This window comes from Bacteroidota bacterium (assembly GCA_016713925.1).
Taxonomy (GTDB): domain Bacteria; phylum Bacteroidota; class Bacteroidia; order AKYH767-A; family OLB10; genus JAJTFW01.
The window spans coordinates 337,835-356,091 of the sequence record JADJOH010000002.1; the positions used below are offsets into that span (position 1 = coordinate 337,835).

Sequence of the window (18,257 nt, forward strand, 5' to 3'; positions counted from 1 at the left end):
TTTATTGTAAGACACTTCTCGCAATAACTATTCGTTGAATCTCCGAAGTGCCCTCGTAGATCTGCGTAATTTTAGCATCCCTCATCAATCGTTCAACATGAAACTCCTTCACATACCCGTATCCACCATGAATCTGGACGGCTTCCACGGTAGTCCGCATGGCCACCTCTGATGAAAACAATTTAGCCATTGAACCGGCCTGATTATAATCGAGGCCATTGTCTTTTAACCAGGCTGCTTTCAGACATAGTAAACGTGCGGCTTCGATTTCGGTTGCCATATCGGCCAATTTAAATTGGATAGCCTGATGATGACTGATCTCTTTGCCGAAAGCCTTGCGCTCTTTGGAGTATTTTAAGGCGAGCTCATAGGCTCCGCTGGCAATGCCTAATGCTTGTGCCGCGATACCTATACGTCCGCCGGTAAGTGTTTTCATGGCGAATTTAAATCCAAAGCCATCATCACCAATACGCTGTTCCTTTGGGACTTTCACATCCTGGAACATCAGGGAATGGGTATCAGAACCTCTGATTCCGAGTTTATTCTCCTTCAATCCGATGGTAAAACCGGGCATATCCTTCTCCACGATAAGACAATTGATCCCCTTATGGCCTTTTGAAACATCCGTTTGAGCCATCACAAGGTAAACAGAAGCTGAACCTCCATTGGTAATCCAGTTCTTGGTTCCATTTAAAATATAATGATCTCCGTTATCAACAGCCGTTGTTCTCTGCGAAGTGGCATCTGATCCCGCTTCAGGCTCCGACAAACAAAAAGCACCGATGATTTCCCCTTTTGCCAAAGGAATCAGGTATTTCTGCTTTTGTGCTTCGGTGCCGAATGTTTCAAGTCCCCAGCAAACGAGACTATTATTTACCGACATAATCACGGAGACAGAAGCATCGATTTTTGAAATTTCTTCCATGGCCAGCACGTAAGAAATCGCATCGAGTCCACCACCACCGTACTTCGGGTCTACCATCATTCCTAAAAAACCCAATTCACCGAGTCGCTTTACCTGCTCTTTAGGGAATTTCTGGTGTTCATCTCTCTCTATCACTCCGGGGAGTAATTCCTGCTGCGCGAAATCACGGGCAGCTTGTTGTATCATTAATTGTTCTTCTGTGAGTTGAAAAAACATATTTTTCTTTCAGTTTAAGTGTCAAAAATAAACCTTTAAAGGTCTCGATCGCTTATCTGCTTAAAAGTTTTTCCTTTGCAGGTATGTTAATAAAGGATGAAAGCAACAAAATAACCGTGATCGGACTCATGTCAGGTACCTCTCTTGACGGTGTGGATCTTGCGGCCTGTTCATTTAAAAACTTAGAAAACCGCTGGGCCTACGCCCTGATTAAAGCAGAAACAATACCCTATTCTTCCGAATGGGAAAATAAACTGCGCCATTTGCATGAGGCCCCTGCACCACTTGTTTTTGAAACCCATGCGGCCCTGGGTAGAATGTACGGAGAGATGATCAACGCCTTTGCCCATCACCTCCCTCAAAAACCAGACTTAATTGCCTCTCATGGACACACCCTTTTTCACCGCCCTGACCTTGATTATACTACACAAATTGGCTGTGGGGCTCATATCGCAGCTGTAACCGGTATTGATACTGTTTGTGATTTCAGATCAAAAGATGTCGCTCTTGGTGGACAAGGTGCTCCTCTTGTTCCGGTAGGTGACCATTATTTATTTTCCGATTACGATGCCTGTATAAATCTTGGTGGGATTGCAAATATTTCCATGATAGCAGAAAATCGGAGAATCGCCTTCGATATTTCACCGGTGAATATGGCGCTGAATGTATTGGCCAACCGGGAAGGGCTTCCCTATGATGACAGAGGGAAATTAGCAGCAAGCGGAGAAGTCATTCCGGAAAAACTGAAAGCCATGAATGATCTGGAATTTTACAAAATTAAAGGAGCGAAATCTATTGGCAGAGAATGGTTTGAAAAGCACTTTTTGCCAATAATTCAAAACGGAAAAACAGCTGATCTATGTCGTACCGTTTGTGAGCATATTGCCGACCAACATACGCTCGCCCTTCAATCCCTCCCGGAACAAGCCAAAATCCTTGTAACGGGAGGTGGTGCTTTCAATACGTTTTTAGTGGAAAGAATTTCGGAAAAAAGTAAAAAACAACTCCACGTCCCTAAAAAAGAACTCGTTCAATTTAAGGAAGCAATAGTATTTGCCTTCCTGGGTGTATTAAATTATTGGGGGAGAGTAAATGTTTTCGATAGTGCTACCGGTTCAGTGAAACAACATGTGGGTGGAGCTTTTTACAGAGGAGAATAATTAAATATCATCCTCATCATCGTCGTAACCGTCATCAAAGCCTTTGAAATTATCGTCCAACATTTCAGGATCGATTTGTTCATCATCTTCTTCGTCGAGTTCGTCAAATTTTTGATTTTTTAACTCCTTTGACTTAAGGGGCTCCATTTTTCGGGTCTTGCCTCCGGGAGCGGCCTTCTTCGCTTTTTCAGCGGTTGGCTTAGCCGTTTTTTTAGGGGTCTTCATTGTTTGCTACGCAAGAGATATGGTCAGGTTTTTTTGGGTATTTAAGTGGTTGAATTACAAACTTATTAAGACTGTAAGGCAAATGTAAAAAAGTTTTTTTCGAATATCATATGAGTACAATCTTTGTTTATAATTAAGTTACTAACATACAGTTACTTATCTTTGCAAAAATTATAGTAATTCGTTTAAAATGATCAAAGAATCCACTTTAAAGTTTCTGAGAGACCTTAAAAAAAACAATAACAGAGAATGGTTTGAAGAAAACCGAAGCAAATATGAGGATGCAAAAAAGGATTTTGAGCAGTTTGTAGATGAATTGATAAAAGGCCTTTCGAAATTTGACGCTCCTTTAAAAGATCTGCAGTCGAAGGACTGTGTATTTCGTATATACAGAGACGTTAGGTTCAGTAAAAACAAGGACCCTTATAAAACCAATTTCGGTGCCTCTATCAAGAAAGGTGGAAGAAAGTCTCCTTATTGCGGATTTTATATTCAGATTGAACCGCAAGGAGAATGGGGTACTTTTCTTGCCGGAGGTTATTGGATGCCGGAGTCGGCCTTATTGAAAAAAATCAGACAGGAAATCGAGTACAACCACGAAGAATTTATAAAGATCATTGAAAACAAAACTTTCAAAAAACACTTCGCTCTCCTCGAAGATCATAAATTAAAAAAACTCCCGAAAGGCATTCCCTCCGACCATCCCGCCGGGGAATACCTGAAATACACCAGCTTCATTGCTTCCCGTACTATCGACATCAAACAGTTGAAAGAACCCAAATTCATCAAGGAATGTGAAGCATCTTATAAAGCCATGTTACCTCTGATTAACTTCCTCAATAGAGTGAATGATGATCAGTAATCCAGGAAATTTGTTTTTAATCCATGTAGGGGCAGTTACTAAAAAAAAAGGCCGTCCCTTCATGAGACAGCCTTTCGTTGTATTATTAGATGAGATTAAGCGAGGAGCATCAACTGCTTTCCTTTTTTATCACCGGCTTTTCCGTTTGAATTCGCTTTAACTTGCGCTTTTGCTGAAGATTTCTTCTCGGCTACGGCATTCAAATTAAAAGCCTTTTTCACGCTTTCAATAGCATTTAGTTTTTCCCATGGGAAGAGCACCACTTTCACTTTCTTCTCTGTCTTTCTTCCTTTATTGAACACCTTCACTACCTCTTTACTTTCACGACCCATATGTCCATAGGCTGCGGTTTCTCTGTAGATAGGAGTACGAAGGGCGAAACGCTTCTCAATGAAGTAAGGACGCATATCAAAATCCGGCATCTTCTCAATGACACGGGCGATCTGACCATCGGTCATAGGAACTTTAGCAGTCCCATAGGTATTGATATATAAACCTACAGGCTTCGCAACACCAATCGCATATGCTACCTGAACGAGTGCTTCATCACATACGCCAGCAGCTACCAGATGCTTGGCAATATGACGTGCCGCATACGCTGCAGAACGGTCCACTTTGGAAGGATCTTTTCCGGAGAAAGCACCTCCGCCATGAGCACCTTTTCCACCGTAGGTATCAACGATAATCTTACGACCGGTAAGGCCGGTATCACCATGTGGTCCGCCGATAACAAACTTACCTGTTGGATTCACGTGATAATTAATTTTATTATTGAATAAAGCCTGCACACGCTTTGGCAATTTTTTCATGATACGCGGAATGAGAATATTCTTCACATCCTTTGTAATCTGATCCAACATTTTCTTCTCAGCACCAAAATCATCATGCTGTGTAGAGATCACGATGGTATCAATACGAATCGGACGATGGTCATCACTGTACTCGATAGTCACCTGGCTTTTTGCATCGGGACGCAGGTACTTCATCGCTTTATTCTCACGACGCAATGCAGCCAGTTCACGCAATAAAAGATGCGCCAATTCAAGCGGCAATGGCATATAATTATCGGTCTCACGACTCGCATAACCGAACATCATCCCCTGATCACCGGCACCCTGTTCTTCAGGCTTCCTGCGTTCCACACCCTGATTGATATCCGGTGATTGTTCATGAATAGCTGAAAGAATGCCGCATGAATTGGCTTCAAACATATATTCACTCTTGGTATAACCAATATCACGAATGACTTCGCGGGCAATATCCTGAACATCCAGATAGGCATCTGATTTTACTTCACCGGCAAGTACCACCTGTCCGGTAGTAACCAGTGTTTCACAAGCCACTTTGGATTGAGGATCATAAGCCAGGAAGTAATCAATAAGCGCATCGGAAATCTGGTCAGCCACTTTATCAGGATGGCCTTCAGAAACTGATTCTGAGGTGAAGAGATAAGACATTTTTTTTAAATTTATATGAGTTTAATTATTTTGATTTTAGCGCACAAATATAGAAATAGAACTTTTGCAATACGCAATTATTTATCAACGGTAAGCTGACGGAAAACGGATTCAAGGTTACTCTCCTCCTTCTGCATCGCTAATATCGACACCTGCTGCTGCACGGCAAATTGAAAGAGCTGCTGTCGGATATCTACCTGTTGATCACTCTCTAATTTCCAGATATTTCCCTTCACGTTACTGACTGTATTCACTCCTTTTACTTTCCCGATTTCGCTTTGGGAAATGGGTTTATCGAACTCCACTATCACCACATTCCGTCCACTTAACTTTTCTTTCAGCACGGCTGTTTTTTCATCCGCCACAATCTTTCCCTTATTTACTATGATCGTCCGGTCACAAATGGCCTCTACTTCCTGCATAATATGGGTAGAGAGTATTACGGTTTTTTCCTTGCCAATGTTTCGAATCAGTTGCCTTATTTCAATCAACTGATTAGGATCCAATCCCGTAGTGGGTTCATCCAGAATGAGTACGGCCGGGTCGTGCAACATGGATTGCGCCAGTCCAACGCGCTGACGATAGCCCTTCGACAAGGCTCCTATTTTCTTTTTCTGCTCCGGACCTAATCCGGTAAGCTCAATCATTCTCGCCGTACGCTTCTCAGCCTCAGCCCTTCCGAGTTGTATTCCTCCTATAAAAACCAGGAATTCTTTCACGTACATATCGAGATAGAGGGGATTATGCTCCGGCAAATAGCCTACTCTTCTCCGCACCTCCACCGGACTTTCCCGAACATCGAAACCATCTACAGTCACCTTTCCTGATGAAGGAGGTAAAAAACAGGTGATAATTTTCATCATCGTTGACTTTCCGGCACCATTGGGACCCAAAAATCCAACCACCTGTCCGGGATCAACCGTAAAGCTCACCTCGTCGAGCGCCTTCTGGCTTCCATAATACTTTGTAATTGCTTCAACGGATACTGACATCGGCGGCAAAGGTAATAGTTCAAAAGAAAGTAAAGCTCCGGTTCACTGTCATATCTTTGTCCCGTGAAAGGAAAAGTGCTAAAATCAACCGGTAGCTGGTTCAGGGTAGAAGACGAGGCCGGTAAATTAATTGATTGCCGGGTAAGAGGATCCTTGCGCTTGCAGGACATTGGCAGCACCAATCCCATCGCTGTGGGGGACCATATTACTTTTATGATGCAGGAAGATGGCACAGGTACCATCCTGGAGATTGAAGACCGGAAAAATTACATCATTCGAAAATCTGTAAAACTTTCCAAGCAAACGCAAATCCTCGCTGCCAATATTGACATGGCCTGGCTGGTCGTCACACCGGCCCTGCCAAAAACCTCCACCGGATTCATTGACCGGTTTATTGCCGCCGCCGAATCGTTCCGAATTCCAACAGCTTTGATCTTTAATAAATCGGATATTTTCAAAGATGAATTGCAAGAGGTGCAGACGGCCTATTTGGATATCTATGAGCCGCTCGGTTATTCCTGTTACGCGGTTTCTGCCATTACCGGAGATGGAATCACGGACCTGAAAAATGCTTTTCATGCTAAAGTAAATTTACTGGCCGGACATTCAGGAGTAGGAAAATCCAGTTTGATCAATGCCCTTGAACCCGGATTAAAACTTAAAACCGGTGATATCTCCCGACAACATCTCAAGGGCAAACACACCACCACCTTCGCTGAAATGCATCCGCTTTCTACCGGCGGTTATATCATCGATACCCCCGGCATACGTGAATTCGTAAACATCGATTTCAAACCCACCGAAATCGGACATTACTTCATCGAAATCCGCGCGCTCATGAATCAATGTCAATATAACAATTGCCTACACGATAACGAAAAAGATTGCGCAGTAAAAAAAGCCGTTGAAGAAGGGAAAATTCATGCGCAACGGTATTATAATTACATTAGTATTCTTCGGAATGAAGATATTTATCGGTGAAAGTAAAGTTTAAGGTTCAAAGTTTAAGGTTCAAAGTTTAAGGTTCAAAGTTTAAGGTTTAAGGTTTTCACTCGCTCTGCGAACGTAGGCGATGTGATCTCGGCAACCATTGTGTTGACGAGAAAAGGGCTCCCATGAAGCGTATCGCTTTTCGCGATTCTGCTTCATGGTTTAAGGATTAAAGTTCTTTTCCAATATAAAATAAGCCGGAAGCTGGAAGCAGGAAGCCGGCAGCCGGTAGCCCGAAGCAAAAAGTATCGATGAACAATAAATTTTACTTCATCGAATTTTTCTAAAGAACGAACCTTTAATTTCGCAACCATGCGTGTAGTCATTCAACGAACAACTCATTCTTCAGTAGTTATAAATGCTGTTGAAAAAAGAATTTGTGGAGCGGGTATGCTCATCCTGCTTGGAATTGAATTGAATGATAACGAAGAAGACATTGAATGGCTATGTCCAAAGATTGTAAAACTGCGCATCTTCGCCGACGAAAACGGGACCATGAACAAATCCATTCAGGAATGTGATGGCGATATCTTACTGATCAGTCAATTTACCTTACACGCCTCCACAAAAAAAGGAAACCGTCCCTCCTATATTAACGCCGCCCGACCGGAACAAGCGATTCCCCTCTATGAAAAATTCATTGCTTCTCTCGAAAAAGAATTAGGTAAGAAAATTATTACAGGAGAGTTTGGCGCGGATATGAAAGTTGAACTTATTAATGATGGACCGGTAACAATACTCATTGATTCGAAGAATCGGGAGTAAAATCTTTTTGCTTCCAGCTGCCGGCTACCGGCTACCAGCTTTGATTTATCATCAATTGAAAGTTTGTTTATTAGAAAATGTTATAATTTCATTGTCACCCATACAGCCGGAAGCCGGAAGCCGGAAGCCGGAAGCCGGAAGCCGGAAGCCGGAAGCCGGTAGCCGGTAGCCGGTAGCCGGTAGCCGGTAGCCGGTAGCCGGAAGCCGGAAGCCGGAAGCATAAGAACCAAAAATAAAATCACTCATGACAATTTCTTCAGCCCAAACAACAGTAGATACCTGGATAAAAACACATGGTGTTCGCTATTTTAATGAAATGACAAATATGGTTTTGCTTACCGAAGAAGTAGGTGAACTGGCTCGGATCATTGCCCGCAAGTACGGGGAGCAATCTTTTAAAGAAGGAGAAGAAAATACGGACCCCGGTGATGAAATGGCAGATATTCTTTTTGTACTGATTTGTCTCGCGAATCAAACAGGTGTCGACTTACAATCCGCCTTGGAAAAGAATCTGGAAAAGAAGACCAACCGCGACAAAAACAGGCATAAAAACAACGAAAAATTACGCTAACACCTGGTTTTCTAACTATTTTATAAGTTTTCGAAGGGCATCATGCTACAGAAATGTATCTTTGCACCGGACCCATTATCCATCTGATGATTGCTGATATATTACTCACTGCTTTACTTGTATTTTTAAACGGATTTTTTGTCGCAGCTGAATTTGCCATTGTAAAGGTGCGTCAATCCCAAATTGATCTGAAAGCGAATCAGGGAAATACCGTAGCAAAAACGGCTCAGCATATCCTCGACAATATGGATAAATACCTGAGCGCTTGTCAGCTCGGTATTACATTGGCGAGTCTGGCTTTGGGGTGGATCGGAGAGCCGGTGGTTGCAAAAATAGTGCGCAGCTTTACCGACTATTTCAGTATGGCGATCACGGAAGAAAGTTTACATCAACTGTCGATCGTTATCGCATTCGGCTTAATTACCGTGTTACATATTGTGTTGGGTGAACAGGTTCCAAAAACTGCGGCCATCAGAAATCCTTTGACTTATACGATGTATGTTTCCTTGCCGTTAAGAGGTTTTTATCTTTTATTTTCTCCTTTTATCTGGGTATTAAACGGACTTTCTAAAACTGTCTTACGCATGTTTGGCTTGCATGGTAAAGATCATGCGGAGATTCACAGTGAAGAAGAAATCCGGATGTTGTTGACCGAATCAGAAGAAGGTGGAGCGATCAAGACCTCTGAACATGACCTGATTCAAAATGTTTTCGAATTTGATGACAGGGTAGTACGTCAGATTTTAATTCCACGTACGAAAATTTCTGCAATAGATGTCGAATCGACGAAGGAAGAAGTCATTCAAAAAGTAATTGAAGAAGGCTATTCCCGTATGCCGGTTTTTCAGGATTCTCTCGACAATGTTATCGGTGTGATTTATACCAAGGATTTAATAAAAGCTTTGCACGAAAAGAATTTCAGAGGTGTGAATGATCTTATACGTCCTGCATATTTTATCCCCTTGAATAAACGGATCAATGATCTATTGCGTGAATTCCAGACGCAGCATATTCAAATGGCCATAGTGACCAATGAATTTGGTGGCACCGCAGGGATTGTAACGATGGAAGATATTATTGAGGAGTTGGTAGGTGAAATTCAGGATGAATATGATGATGAAAAGCCACCTGTAGAAAAGAAAAGTGAGACTGAGTACGTCGTTAATGCCATGTCTTCTATCAGTGATGCGAATGATTTGTTGCCTATTGCTTTACCGGAAAGTCCCAATTACGATACCGTTTCAGGCTTGTTGAATTATATTTATGGAAGAATTCCCGCGGTGAATGAAAAGCGTTCTTTTGGAGGTTATGAATTTATCATTATCAAACGCTTCAAACATAGTGTGGATTCCGTGAAGATGACGGTATTAAATCCGGAACAGGTGACAGAGTAAAACCTGATGATTTTCTATTAAAAAAATTATCCACTCTTTCTTTATCAGAGTACAACCTTATCGGGTACAGACCCCCGTAGCACTTTGACCGTCGGTGGTATAAATCAGATTTATTTTCTCATTCCCACCCTGATAGACGAATGTTCCGCTGCCCTGAACAGGAATATATGTGATACTGATCTGCTGATTTGGGATTACCAGGGAACTTCCACTCACTAAACCTAAAGCTACGGCCGTATTTCCATAATTTGAAAAATTGGAGATTCGGATACTATCACTTTCCCCATACGATGTGATATTGATCAGGAAAGTGGTTGAATTGCTGCCGATGGTCTCTTTGCAATACCAGTTGCCGAGAAATTTAGTTCGATCATCGCCCGTGGGATTCGCTGAATCCTCATCAGAACAGGCACTAAAAAACAAAACGGCGGCAAGAGTTGGAAGAAGATATCTTTTCATTGGATTTAGTGGACGAAACTACAGTGCAATCTACCAAAAAACAAACCAAAGAAGGCCTTCTGGTTATAACTTCTGAAAAAAACACAATAAATTCATCCCCGATAAAATCACGGTAAGTGTAACTTTGTACCAGGCATCCATCCTTATGAAGCAATATCACGATCTCTTAAAGCATGTACTGGCAAATGGTGTGAAGAAGGAAGACCGAACCGGTACAGGAACGATCAGTGTTTTCGGGTACCAGTTGCGCTGCAATTTACAAGAAGGCTTCCCGCTACTCACCACAAAAAAATTACATACCAAATCGATCATACATGAGTTGCTTTGGTTCCTTAAGGGGGAAACCAATATTCGTTATTTGCGCGAAAATGGGGTGAGCATCTGGGATGAATGGGCCGACGAACAGGGCAACCTCGGACCCGTTTATGGAAAACAATGGCGATCATGGCCCACACCGGATGGAAAGAGCATCGATCAAATTACCCAACTGATAGAACAGATCAAAAAAAATCCGGACTCCCGTCGTTTACTGGTCAGTGCCTGGAACGTGGCTGAAATTCCCAATATGGCCCTCCCACCCTGCCATATTATGTTTCAATTCTATGTCGCCAACGGTAGACTCAGTTGTCAACTCTATCAACGCAGTGCAGATTTGTTCTTAGGTGTTCCTTTCAATATTGCCTCTTATGCTTTATTGACACATATGGTAGCGCAGGTATGCGGATTAGAAGCCGGAGACTTTATACACACCTTTGGCGATGTACATATTTACAGCAATCATATGGAGCAGGTGGAATTACAACTTAGCAGAACGCCCGTATCGCTGCCCACTTTAAAAATGAATCCGGAAGTAAAAGATATTTTTTCTTTCAAATTCGAAGACTTTGCGATTGAAAATTATCATCCGATGCCGGCTATAAAAGCACCTGTCGCTATCTGATCTGACCCTTTTTCATCTACCACCATTGCCCACTTTTCACCCAACAGGAATAGTTGTTCCCCCTATTTAATTTTAAAAAAATTGATTGGCAACATATTACGCCTCATCAAAAACTCTTTTTCCAATGTTTACTTTATTTTAAATTAACGTTAAACTATCTATCTTAGTAACCATCTATCACTACTCAAACCTTTCCCGTCAGCACAATCCCGATAGTTATCGGGACGATAGCTACCGGGAGACGGGATCATCTCGTATATCACGAGACAAGCTATCGCTTACGTTCGCAGAGCGAGTGAAAACATTAAACCTTAAACCATGAAGCAGAATCGCGAAAAGCGATACGCTTCATGGGAGCCCCTTGAACCTTAAACCTTAAACTTTGAACCTTAAACCCTCAAACCTCAAACCCTCATGTTCTTAAAATTACAGCACGCTGTCGGTATGATAGCACTCGTTTTTAGTTCACTTTTCAGCGTTGGACAGTCCTTACCTGACGAAATGCACATCACCCCAGATGGCAAAATGCTCATGATCGGCAGTCAGCCCAACACCGGATTCTACGATCAAAATCTGGTGAGAAGAGTGGATCTGACTTTTCCAACCACCAACTTCTGGACCTTGCTATTAAACAACTATGCGACACGGACCTATATTCCGGCGACATTAAACATTGATGGCAATACTTACGATAGTGTGGGTGTTCGCTTCCGCGGGCAAACGTCATTTCAGACGGGATCGTCTCAAAAAAAATCATTTAAGATTGAACTGGATTTCTGGAAGGCAGGTCAGGATTATGATGGTTACAGCACCTTTAAATTAAACAATGCCGCTCAGGATCCGTCGATGATGCGGGAGGTGTTTTATACTTCTTTAATCAAGCGGCATATTCCTACTGCTAAATCCAACTACGTTAAACTCTATCTGAATGGAGCCAACTGGGGACTCTATCCGAATATTCAGCAAATGAATAAGGATTTTCTTGAAGAATGGTATTTGAGTAATGATGGAATCTGGTGGAGAGCAGACAAGCCACCGGGATCACCGGGAGGTATTGGAGGTGGCTGGGGAGATGGGACTGCTGCTTTGAACTATTTAAGCAATGACACTTCTGATTATAAAGTACATTATACCTTGAAAGAGTCCACCATTTTAAATCCCTGGGACTATCTGGTACGACTCACCGATAAACTCGAAAACACCTCCCTCACAGGGTTGGAAGATACGCTCGCCAATTACATGGATCTGGACAGAACGTTATGGTTTCTTGCCACGGAAATTGCGTGGACGGATGATGACAGCTATGTGTACAAAGGAAAAATGGATTATTATTTACATTATGAAGCAGAGACCGGCTTGATGGTCCCTCATGAATACGATGGAAATAGTTCGCTGGAGACTGTACCCGCCACCACGTGGGATGCATTTTATCATTCTACAAATGCCAACTATCCACTTTTAAACAGATTGTTAAATGTTCCTACTTTGCGTCAAAGATATCTTGCGCATATGCGAACCATTTTAGCAGAGGAATTTGATACGGCTTTGACCAATTCCTCATTTAACTTTTTTAAAGCTCAGGTAGATACTATCGTTCTGAATGATCCGAAGAAATTATACTCTTATGCACAATTTAACAGCGAACTGCAGGTCTTAAGAAATTTTGTCACCAACCGTAAAAACTATTTAAATGCTAATGCTGAAATGCAGCAAATCGCTCCTGTTATAGCCGATGCGCCTTATGCGGTAAACGGAGTTCAGTATCAGCAGCCGGCTGAAAACCAAACTGTAAATGTCAGGTCAACGATCAGTTCGGTGAATGGGATTGACAATGTTCAACTTTATTATTCCAATAATATCGTAGGAAGGTTTACAAAAACGCAAATGTTTGACGACGGGTTGCACGACGATAGCTTAGCCGCTGATGGAATTTTCGGAGGAACAATTCCGGGATTTGCAGCAGGAACCTGGGTGCGTTACTATGTACAGGCGGCTGCAGCGAATACAGCGAAAAGTGTAAGTTATATGCCGGCAGGTGCCGAACACAATGTGTTTATTTATACCATAGCTCCCAATGCCTCCAGTGATACTTCAATTGTTATTAATGAAGTCATGGCTTCTAATGTGACAACTGCAGCGGATAATTTCGGTGAGTATGATGACTGGGTGGAACTCTACAATAAATCTGCTGTGGCGGTAGATATCAGCGGATATACATTAACGGACAATCCTGTAAATCTCGACAAGTGGACATTCCCTGCAGGTACAATCATTCAACCCAATGACTATTTAATAGTATGGGCCGATGAAGATAGCAGTCAGGGTCCTTATCATATGAACTTTAAACTATCCGCTGCCGGTGAAATACTGATGCTGCTGGATGTCGCGAATAATGTTGTTGATTCACTGGGTTGGGGATTACAAATCGCCGATCAGGGTTTAGCACGCGTACCCAATGGTACAGGCAACTTTGTGATTCAAGGTCCTACGTTCTCTGCCAATAATAACTCCGTTGGTTTGAACGAGGATATCTCTTTGCCCGTTCAGCTGTCGGTTTATCCCAATCCTGCTGCTGATTTAGTGCAGATACAAATGTTCGATGACCAGCAACGCGATCTTGAAATTTATAATGCGATAGGACAACCGGTAGAAAGAATTGCCTATTCCTCCTTCTATTCCATTGGTACAACGACATGGCCGGCGGGCATCTATTATGTGCGTTGTGGAGAAGCTTCAAAGAAACTGGTGATCAGACATTAATCTTAACAAAGAAAATCCAATACTTAAAAACCGCAAGAGCAATCCTGCGGTTTTTTTATGCACTTAAAACATGCTGATCTCGGTTAGAGTGCCCTCTAACCAAGACAGGACTTTCATCAATCTTTAAACTCATAAACATATCCAACCCCAAAATTGACACGTCGCACGTCAATCAGATCCTGATACATCACAAAGAAATCCAAAAAATGCTGTTTGCTGATTTTAATTTCAGCTCCGAGTATATACCGGCGTTGATCATACTCAATAGCATTACCGCGAATGGTTTCAAACTGCTCAATGGCGAGCGAAAATTCCTGTTTAAAAAACTTGTGTTTCACACTCAGTTTCTGTCGAAAAACGAATTCTGAAAGGGAGAAAATTCCTTCATTTACACCCGGTTCATCTTCACGTCCGGCGCGCAGACGAAAGGCAATATCCGTTTTCTTTACTGATCCACCAGTGATAGCATCCAGCATGAGCCGATGAGAGGACTCTCTGACGCCGAGACCTTTATTGCTGGTGATATAACGGTAATGCACTACGGAGGTAAAATGATCTCCCCACTTCCGCTGTATCGCGAGATTCGGAAAATAACGGACAATCATCAGTGGAGCGGTATTGTACCGCGATTCAAAGGTAAGTTCCGCTTTTGTTTTTGAAAACAATTTCTTCTGCAATTGAACGGATGTCCATACCTGATTTTCCCGGGTCACCTGAGCATTAACGCTGGCAGGACCAAGTAGTAAAAATAAAAGAAGTATTTTCCTTATTGACATCGATCAGTAATAATAAATCTTAAGCTCAGCACTGTCTTTTACGAAGTCAATATAGACTACAGCCACTTTATGAATATTCAATCCGGTCCGGAGCTTTAAATCATCCATCAACACCTGTGCTTTATCATCTCTAACATTCTCAATTTTCTCGTATAAAATGGTTTGCGTTTTTTCATTTTTTACCAAGACACCACCATCTAAAATCCAGGCGGCTAGCATGAGAATACCGTTTAATATCACCGATTCAAAGTAGGTTCCTTTCACTGTAGAATTAATCAAACCCATCGCTATAAACAAAAGCAGATAGGTCATGTCCTTCTCTGAAATATTTTCTGTTCTATATCTCAGTAATGAAAAAACGGCAAACAATCCAAATGCTGCACCAAATGACATCTCCACCTTACTCAATAAATAAGTAATAATATAGATCACCACATTAAACATAAAAAAGGTAAACAAGTGGTCTCTTTTTTTATAATTAGGGAGGTAAATACTGAAAACGATAATACTGACCGCAACCAGATCAATGAGAAATCGCATGAAGAATTTATCTCCCAGTTTGTCAAATAAATCTAGTTCCATATTAAGCTCTGTCTTGTAATTGTTGAATGATGAGTTGTTGTTTTTTGAAAAGATTCTGTTTTATTTCCGGCCGCAATAACGAAAGTCCAAGGCAATATTTAGATAAAGAAAAAGGATGAATATGCCGGTTTTTCATTTCTTTAATGAAGGCGGAGGGAGATTTACTTCCTTGCTTCACTTCAGCCACCACCAGATTGGGAAACTCTTTCGACCTGGTACTATCCCCAAAATGTAATTGAAGATCTAAGGTCATTCTTTCCGGAGGATCCAGGCTCACCAAGGTAATTCGATTAAATTTAATTCGGGTCGTAAAGTCCCATTTCCCGTTAGACAATGCAGTCTGCTCTCTGAAAAAACTTTCCTGCTCAGGGTGCAATGCCGGATCAAAATCAGCAGTTTTCATCCGGGCTTTAATCGTCCGACCGGTATTCGTTTTTCTCTTCATCTCCATATAAGAGACCGAAGAGCTACCATACCTGCGTAGTCTTAATTTATACCTGCTGCCCCGCTGATTGTGATGATTCAAATATAAACTCAGTTCCTGATCGTCAAAGTAAAGCGTTTCATAGGGATGCACCCGAATCTGATCAATTTCAAGAATCCTATAGAACGGCAAGAGTGAATTCAGGAGATCACTTAATAGTGAAATATGAAAAACATACTTGGTATCAATTCTATTTGTAAGAGAAACTTCATCCATCTCCTTTAGAGTGATAGAAGGGAATCCTGCTAGCAAATTATTTAAATCCATTGTTGCTACAGGTTGATTCTGGTCAGCGTGGGAAGATTCACCTCTGAATTATTTTTGGTGATTTCCGTTTCAAGAATCAGGGCTTTTTCATTTCCAAAATTACTTAACGCGGTATCTTCCGTATAAACGAAGATTTTATACTTGCCTTTTTTCAGGAATTCAAACTTATAACTTCCGTCAAAGCTGGTACGGGTTCTATCATCGATGGCATTTCCATCATCCCCGTAAATGATGTACACATCCAGATCCAATGCAGCCTTATCCGTGTAAATACTCGGAAAAACTGTATACCTTCTTTCCAAAATAGTCCCTTTAATGACAGAATTACCACCTTCTCCGGCTTCCTTTTCGCAGGAAGTCAGGATTGAAAGGATTAGAAATCCAATAATTGTAATTCGCATGGCTGAATAGTTTTGGGATACGATTTTACAAAAAAATAATGTAACCTTAACGCGTAGATCGACTGATTGTATAAAAGTTTAATCAAGTAAGAGGAAAAAGCAGGTTTAGCCCATGATTTATCCCGATGAACGATAAAATCCATATTTTCATACCGAAAACCAATTTACTTCATCTCATAGAAATGATCCTGTCACTCATTGCATCTCTGGATAAAAAATCCGGTATAGGAAAGGATAACCGTCTACTCTGGCATTTACCTGCGGATCTGAAGTTTTTCAAAAAAGTGACCACCGGCCATACGGTCATCATGGGAAGAAACACCTATGAATCCATCGGTAAAGCACTTCCGCTTCGTCGGAATATTGTTGTGACGCGGCAAGAAAACTATGAGGCACCGGGCTGTGAAATCAATGAAGACCTTTTTGATGCCATCAAAAGTTGCAGTAAGGAAGACGAGCTATTTGTGATTGGCGGGGCTGACATCTACCGTCAGGCGATTCAGGTAGCTGATAAATTATACCTTACCCGTGTAGATGTGGTCATGGAGGCAGGTACGTTCTTCCCTGAATTCAGCATGAGTGCATGGAAACTGATTCATCTCGAAAAACACAAAGCAGATGATAAAAATGCCTATGACTATTCCTTCTCTGTCTATCAGCGAGCCGGGGGGTAAACGAGAATTTTGTTTTAAAGAGAGAGGTGCGGAGTCTTCATTTAAAAGCACATCAGTCGCTATTAAGCCACTTTCAACTGCTTGATATTGGATTTATTCAGCTTATCAATGGCGTAATCGAGCGTGATCGTAAACTCCTTTGGTGATTTACCACTCGGAATTTCAAACATCGCATCCAGCATGATAGCTTCACAAATACTGCGTAAGCCACGCGCGCCCAACTTAAATTCAATCGCCTTTTCAACGATAAAATCGAACACTTCATCTGAAAAACTAAGTTTGATATTCTCCATATCGAATAACTTCTGGTACTGACGGATCAATGAATTTTTCGGCTCAGAAAGAATACGGCGCAAAGCTGTTTTATCCAGAGGAGAAAGATGGGTGATGACAGGCAAACGGCCAATCAGTTCCGGAATTAATCCAAATGATTTCAAATCTACCGGACTCACATATTGCACCACATTGTCATGATCTACATCCTGCTCTGATTTTTGAGCATAGCCGATGGCATTCGTTTGCAATCGACGGGTGATTATTTTATCGATACCATCAAAGGCACCACCGCATATAAAGAGGATATTTTGAGTATTCAATGGAATCAACTTTTGTTCCGGATGCTTCCTTCCACCCTGTGGCGGCACATTCACTACCGAACTCTCCAGCATCTTCAACAATCCCTGCTGCACACCTTCTCCGGAAACATCACGGGTGATAGATGGATTATCTCCTTTCCTTGCAATCTTGTCAATCTCATCTATAAAAACGATGCCTCTTTCTGCTGCGGCTACATCATAGTCGGCGTTCTGCAGCAGGCGGGCCAGCACATGTTCCACATCTTCCCCTACATACCCGGCCTCGGTGAGAACGGTTGCATCTGCAATACAAAAAGGCACTTTCAGCAATTTGGCAATCGTACGGGCGAGCAATGTTTTTCCGGTACCGGTCTCCCCTACCATCACAATATTGGATTTCTCCAATTCCACATCGTCCTTCCCGATTTTACTCTTATGAATAAGACGTTTGTAATGATTATAAACGGCAACAGAAAGTACTTTTTTCGCATGCTCCTGACCGATGATATAATCATCTAAAAACTTTTTTATCTCGGCAGGTTTTGGAAGTGTCAAAGGAGTTCCAATGGTGGTCTTCAGCTTCTGATCCTGTTCATCATGAATGATGGTTTGTGCCTGTGCTACGCATTGATCGCAGATATGACCATTGATACCGGCAATTAACACATTTGCCTGACTCTTGTCACGACCACAAAAAGAACATACAATATCTTGCTTCTGCTTCACGATGATAAATATAAGTATAAAACCGGCCCGCCGTTGAAGCAGACCGGTTTAGAATT

Annotated in this window: 20 protein-coding genes; 9 read left to right on the plus strand and 11 right to left on the minus strand. The window is 41.9% G+C overall.

What is annotated here, in order from left to right:
* Position 1: 1 nt before the first annotated feature.
* A complete protein-coding gene (locus tag IPJ86_01370; protein ID MBK7885984.1) occupies positions 2 to 1,141 on the minus strand; it encodes an acyl-CoA dehydrogenase in 1,140 nt (379 codons plus the stop codon).
* A gap of 83 nt (positions 1,142 to 1,224) precedes the next feature.
* Between IPJ86_01370 and IPJ86_01375 the strand changes: the two genes are divergently transcribed.
* Positions 1,225 to 2,301 (plus strand): anhydro-N-acetylmuramic acid kinase, encoded by a 1,077-nt coding sequence (locus IPJ86_01375; GenBank protein ID MBK7885985.1) that lies wholly within the window; start codon positions 1,225 to 1,227, stop codon positions 2,299 to 2,301.
* Here the strand turns inward: IPJ86_01375 and IPJ86_01380 are convergent, their stop codons facing one another.
* Positions 2,302 to 2,526 (minus strand): hypothetical protein, encoded by a 225-nt coding sequence (locus IPJ86_01380; GenBank protein ID MBK7885986.1) that lies wholly within the window; start codon positions 2,524 to 2,526, stop codon positions 2,302 to 2,304. It abuts the gene before it with no gap.
* Positions 2,527 to 2,716: 190 nt separating this feature from the next.
* On the opposite strand from IPJ86_01380, the gene IPJ86_01385 reads away from it, so the two are divergent.
* Positions 2,717 to 3,388: a DUF2461 domain-containing protein gene (locus tag IPJ86_01385; protein ID MBK7885987.1), complete on the plus strand. Its 672-nt coding sequence runs from the start codon at positions 2,717 to 2,719 to the stop codon at positions 3,386 to 3,388.
* Between the two features lie 95 nt (positions 3,389 to 3,483).
* Here IPJ86_01385 and IPJ86_01390 read toward each other — a convergent pair whose 3' ends face one another.
* Positions 3,484 to 4,845, minus strand: coding sequence for a methionine adenosyltransferase (locus IPJ86_01390; protein ID MBK7885988.1), 1,362 nt, complete (start codon positions 4,843 to 4,845; stop codon positions 3,484 to 3,486).
* A gap of 77 nt (positions 4,846 to 4,922) precedes the next feature.
* On the minus strand, positions 4,923 to 5,837 hold the full coding sequence (gene gldA / locus IPJ86_01395; GenBank protein ID MBK7885989.1) for a gliding motility-associated ABC transporter ATP-binding subunit GldA: 915 nt from the start codon (positions 5,835 to 5,837) through the stop codon (positions 4,923 to 4,925).
* A gap of 63 nt (positions 5,838 to 5,900) precedes the next feature.
* On the opposite strand from gldA, the gene rsgA reads away from it, so the two are divergent.
* A complete protein-coding gene (gene rsgA / locus IPJ86_01400) occupies positions 5,901 to 6,818 on the plus strand; it encodes a ribosome small subunit-dependent GTPase A (protein MBK7885990.1) in 918 nt (305 codons plus the stop codon).
* Positions 6,819 to 7,139: 321 nt separating this feature from the next.
* Positions 7,140 to 7,592, plus strand: coding sequence for a D-tyrosyl-tRNA(Tyr) deacylase (locus IPJ86_01405; protein MBK7885991.1), 453 nt, complete (start codon positions 7,140 to 7,142; stop codon positions 7,590 to 7,592).
* A 51-nt stretch (positions 7,593 to 7,643) separates the two neighbouring features.
* Here the strand turns inward: IPJ86_01405 and IPJ86_01410 are convergent, their stop codons facing one another.
* A complete protein-coding gene (locus IPJ86_01410) occupies positions 7,644 to 7,838 on the minus strand; it encodes a hypothetical protein (protein ID MBK7885992.1) in 195 nt (64 codons plus the stop codon).
* On the opposite strand from IPJ86_01410, the gene IPJ86_01415 reads away from it, so the two are divergent.
* Together IPJ86_01415 and IPJ86_01420 are read left to right on the plus strand one after the other, a co-directional pair.
* A complete protein-coding gene (locus IPJ86_01415) occupies positions 7,837 to 8,163 on the plus strand; it encodes a nucleotide pyrophosphohydrolase (protein ID MBK7885993.1) in 327 nt (108 codons plus the stop codon). The genes IPJ86_01410 and IPJ86_01415 overlap by 2 nt on opposite strands.
* 86 nt (positions 8,164 to 8,249) lie before the next feature.
* Positions 8,250 to 9,557 (plus strand): HlyC/CorC family transporter, encoded by a 1,308-nt coding sequence (locus tag IPJ86_01420; protein ID MBK7885994.1) that lies wholly within the window; start codon positions 8,250 to 8,252, stop codon positions 9,555 to 9,557.
* Positions 9,558 to 9,614: 57 nt separating this feature from the next.
* On the opposite strand, the gene IPJ86_01425 is transcribed toward IPJ86_01420, so the two are convergent.
* A complete protein-coding gene (locus tag IPJ86_01425; protein ID MBK7885995.1) occupies positions 9,615 to 10,016 on the minus strand; it encodes a hypothetical protein in 402 nt (133 codons plus the stop codon).
* A gap of 145 nt (positions 10,017 to 10,161) precedes the next feature.
* Between IPJ86_01425 and IPJ86_01430 the strand changes: the two genes are divergently transcribed.
* Both IPJ86_01430 and IPJ86_01435 read left to right on the plus strand, forming a co-directional pair.
* A complete protein-coding gene (locus IPJ86_01430) occupies positions 10,162 to 10,956 on the plus strand; it encodes a thymidylate synthase (GenBank protein MBK7885996.1) in 795 nt (264 codons plus the stop codon).
* A 414-nt stretch (positions 10,957 to 11,370) separates the two neighbouring features.
* Positions 11,371 to 13,716 carry a CotH kinase family protein gene (locus IPJ86_01435; GenBank protein ID MBK7885997.1) on the plus strand — a complete coding sequence of 782 codons (2,346 nt, stop codon included), beginning with the start codon at positions 11,371 to 11,373 and terminating at the stop codon, positions 13,714 to 13,716.
* Positions 13,717 to 13,832: 116 nt separating this feature from the next.
* Here the strand turns inward: IPJ86_01435 and IPJ86_01440 are convergent, their stop codons facing one another.
* From IPJ86_01440 to IPJ86_01455, 4 genes are read right to left on the minus strand one after another with little or no spacing between them, the layout of a single operon-like run.
* On the minus strand, positions 13,833 to 14,492 hold the full coding sequence (locus IPJ86_01440; protein MBK7885998.1) for a DUF2490 domain-containing protein: 660 nt from the start codon (positions 14,490 to 14,492) through the stop codon (positions 13,833 to 13,835).
* Between the two features lie 3 nt (positions 14,493 to 14,495).
* A complete protein-coding gene (locus IPJ86_01445) occupies positions 14,496 to 15,074 on the minus strand; it encodes a DUF4956 domain-containing protein (GenBank protein MBK7885999.1) in 579 nt (192 codons plus the stop codon).
* A 1-nt stretch (position 15,075) separates the two neighbouring features.
* A complete protein-coding gene (locus IPJ86_01450; GenBank protein ID MBK7886000.1) occupies positions 15,076 to 15,825 on the minus strand; it encodes a polyphosphate polymerase domain-containing protein in 750 nt (249 codons plus the stop codon).
* Positions 15,826 to 15,830: 5 nt separating this feature from the next.
* Positions 15,831 to 16,226: a hypothetical protein gene (locus IPJ86_01455; protein MBK7886001.1), complete on the minus strand. Its 396-nt coding sequence runs from the start codon at positions 16,224 to 16,226 to the stop codon at positions 15,831 to 15,833.
* A gap of 182 nt (positions 16,227 to 16,408) precedes the next feature.
* Between IPJ86_01455 and IPJ86_01460 the strand changes: the two genes are divergently transcribed.
* On the plus strand, positions 16,409 to 16,900 hold the full coding sequence (locus tag IPJ86_01460; GenBank protein ID MBK7886002.1) for a dihydrofolate reductase: 492 nt from the start codon (positions 16,409 to 16,411) through the stop codon (positions 16,898 to 16,900).
* Positions 16,901 to 16,962: 62 nt separating this feature from the next.
* On the opposite strand, the gene clpX is transcribed toward IPJ86_01460, so the two are convergent.
* On the minus strand, positions 16,963 to 18,204 hold the full coding sequence (clpX, locus tag IPJ86_01465) for an ATP-dependent Clp protease ATP-binding subunit ClpX (GenBank protein MBK7886003.1): 1,242 nt from the start codon (positions 18,202 to 18,204) through the stop codon (positions 16,963 to 16,965).
* Between the last annotated feature and the right edge of the window lie 53 nt (positions 18,205 to 18,257).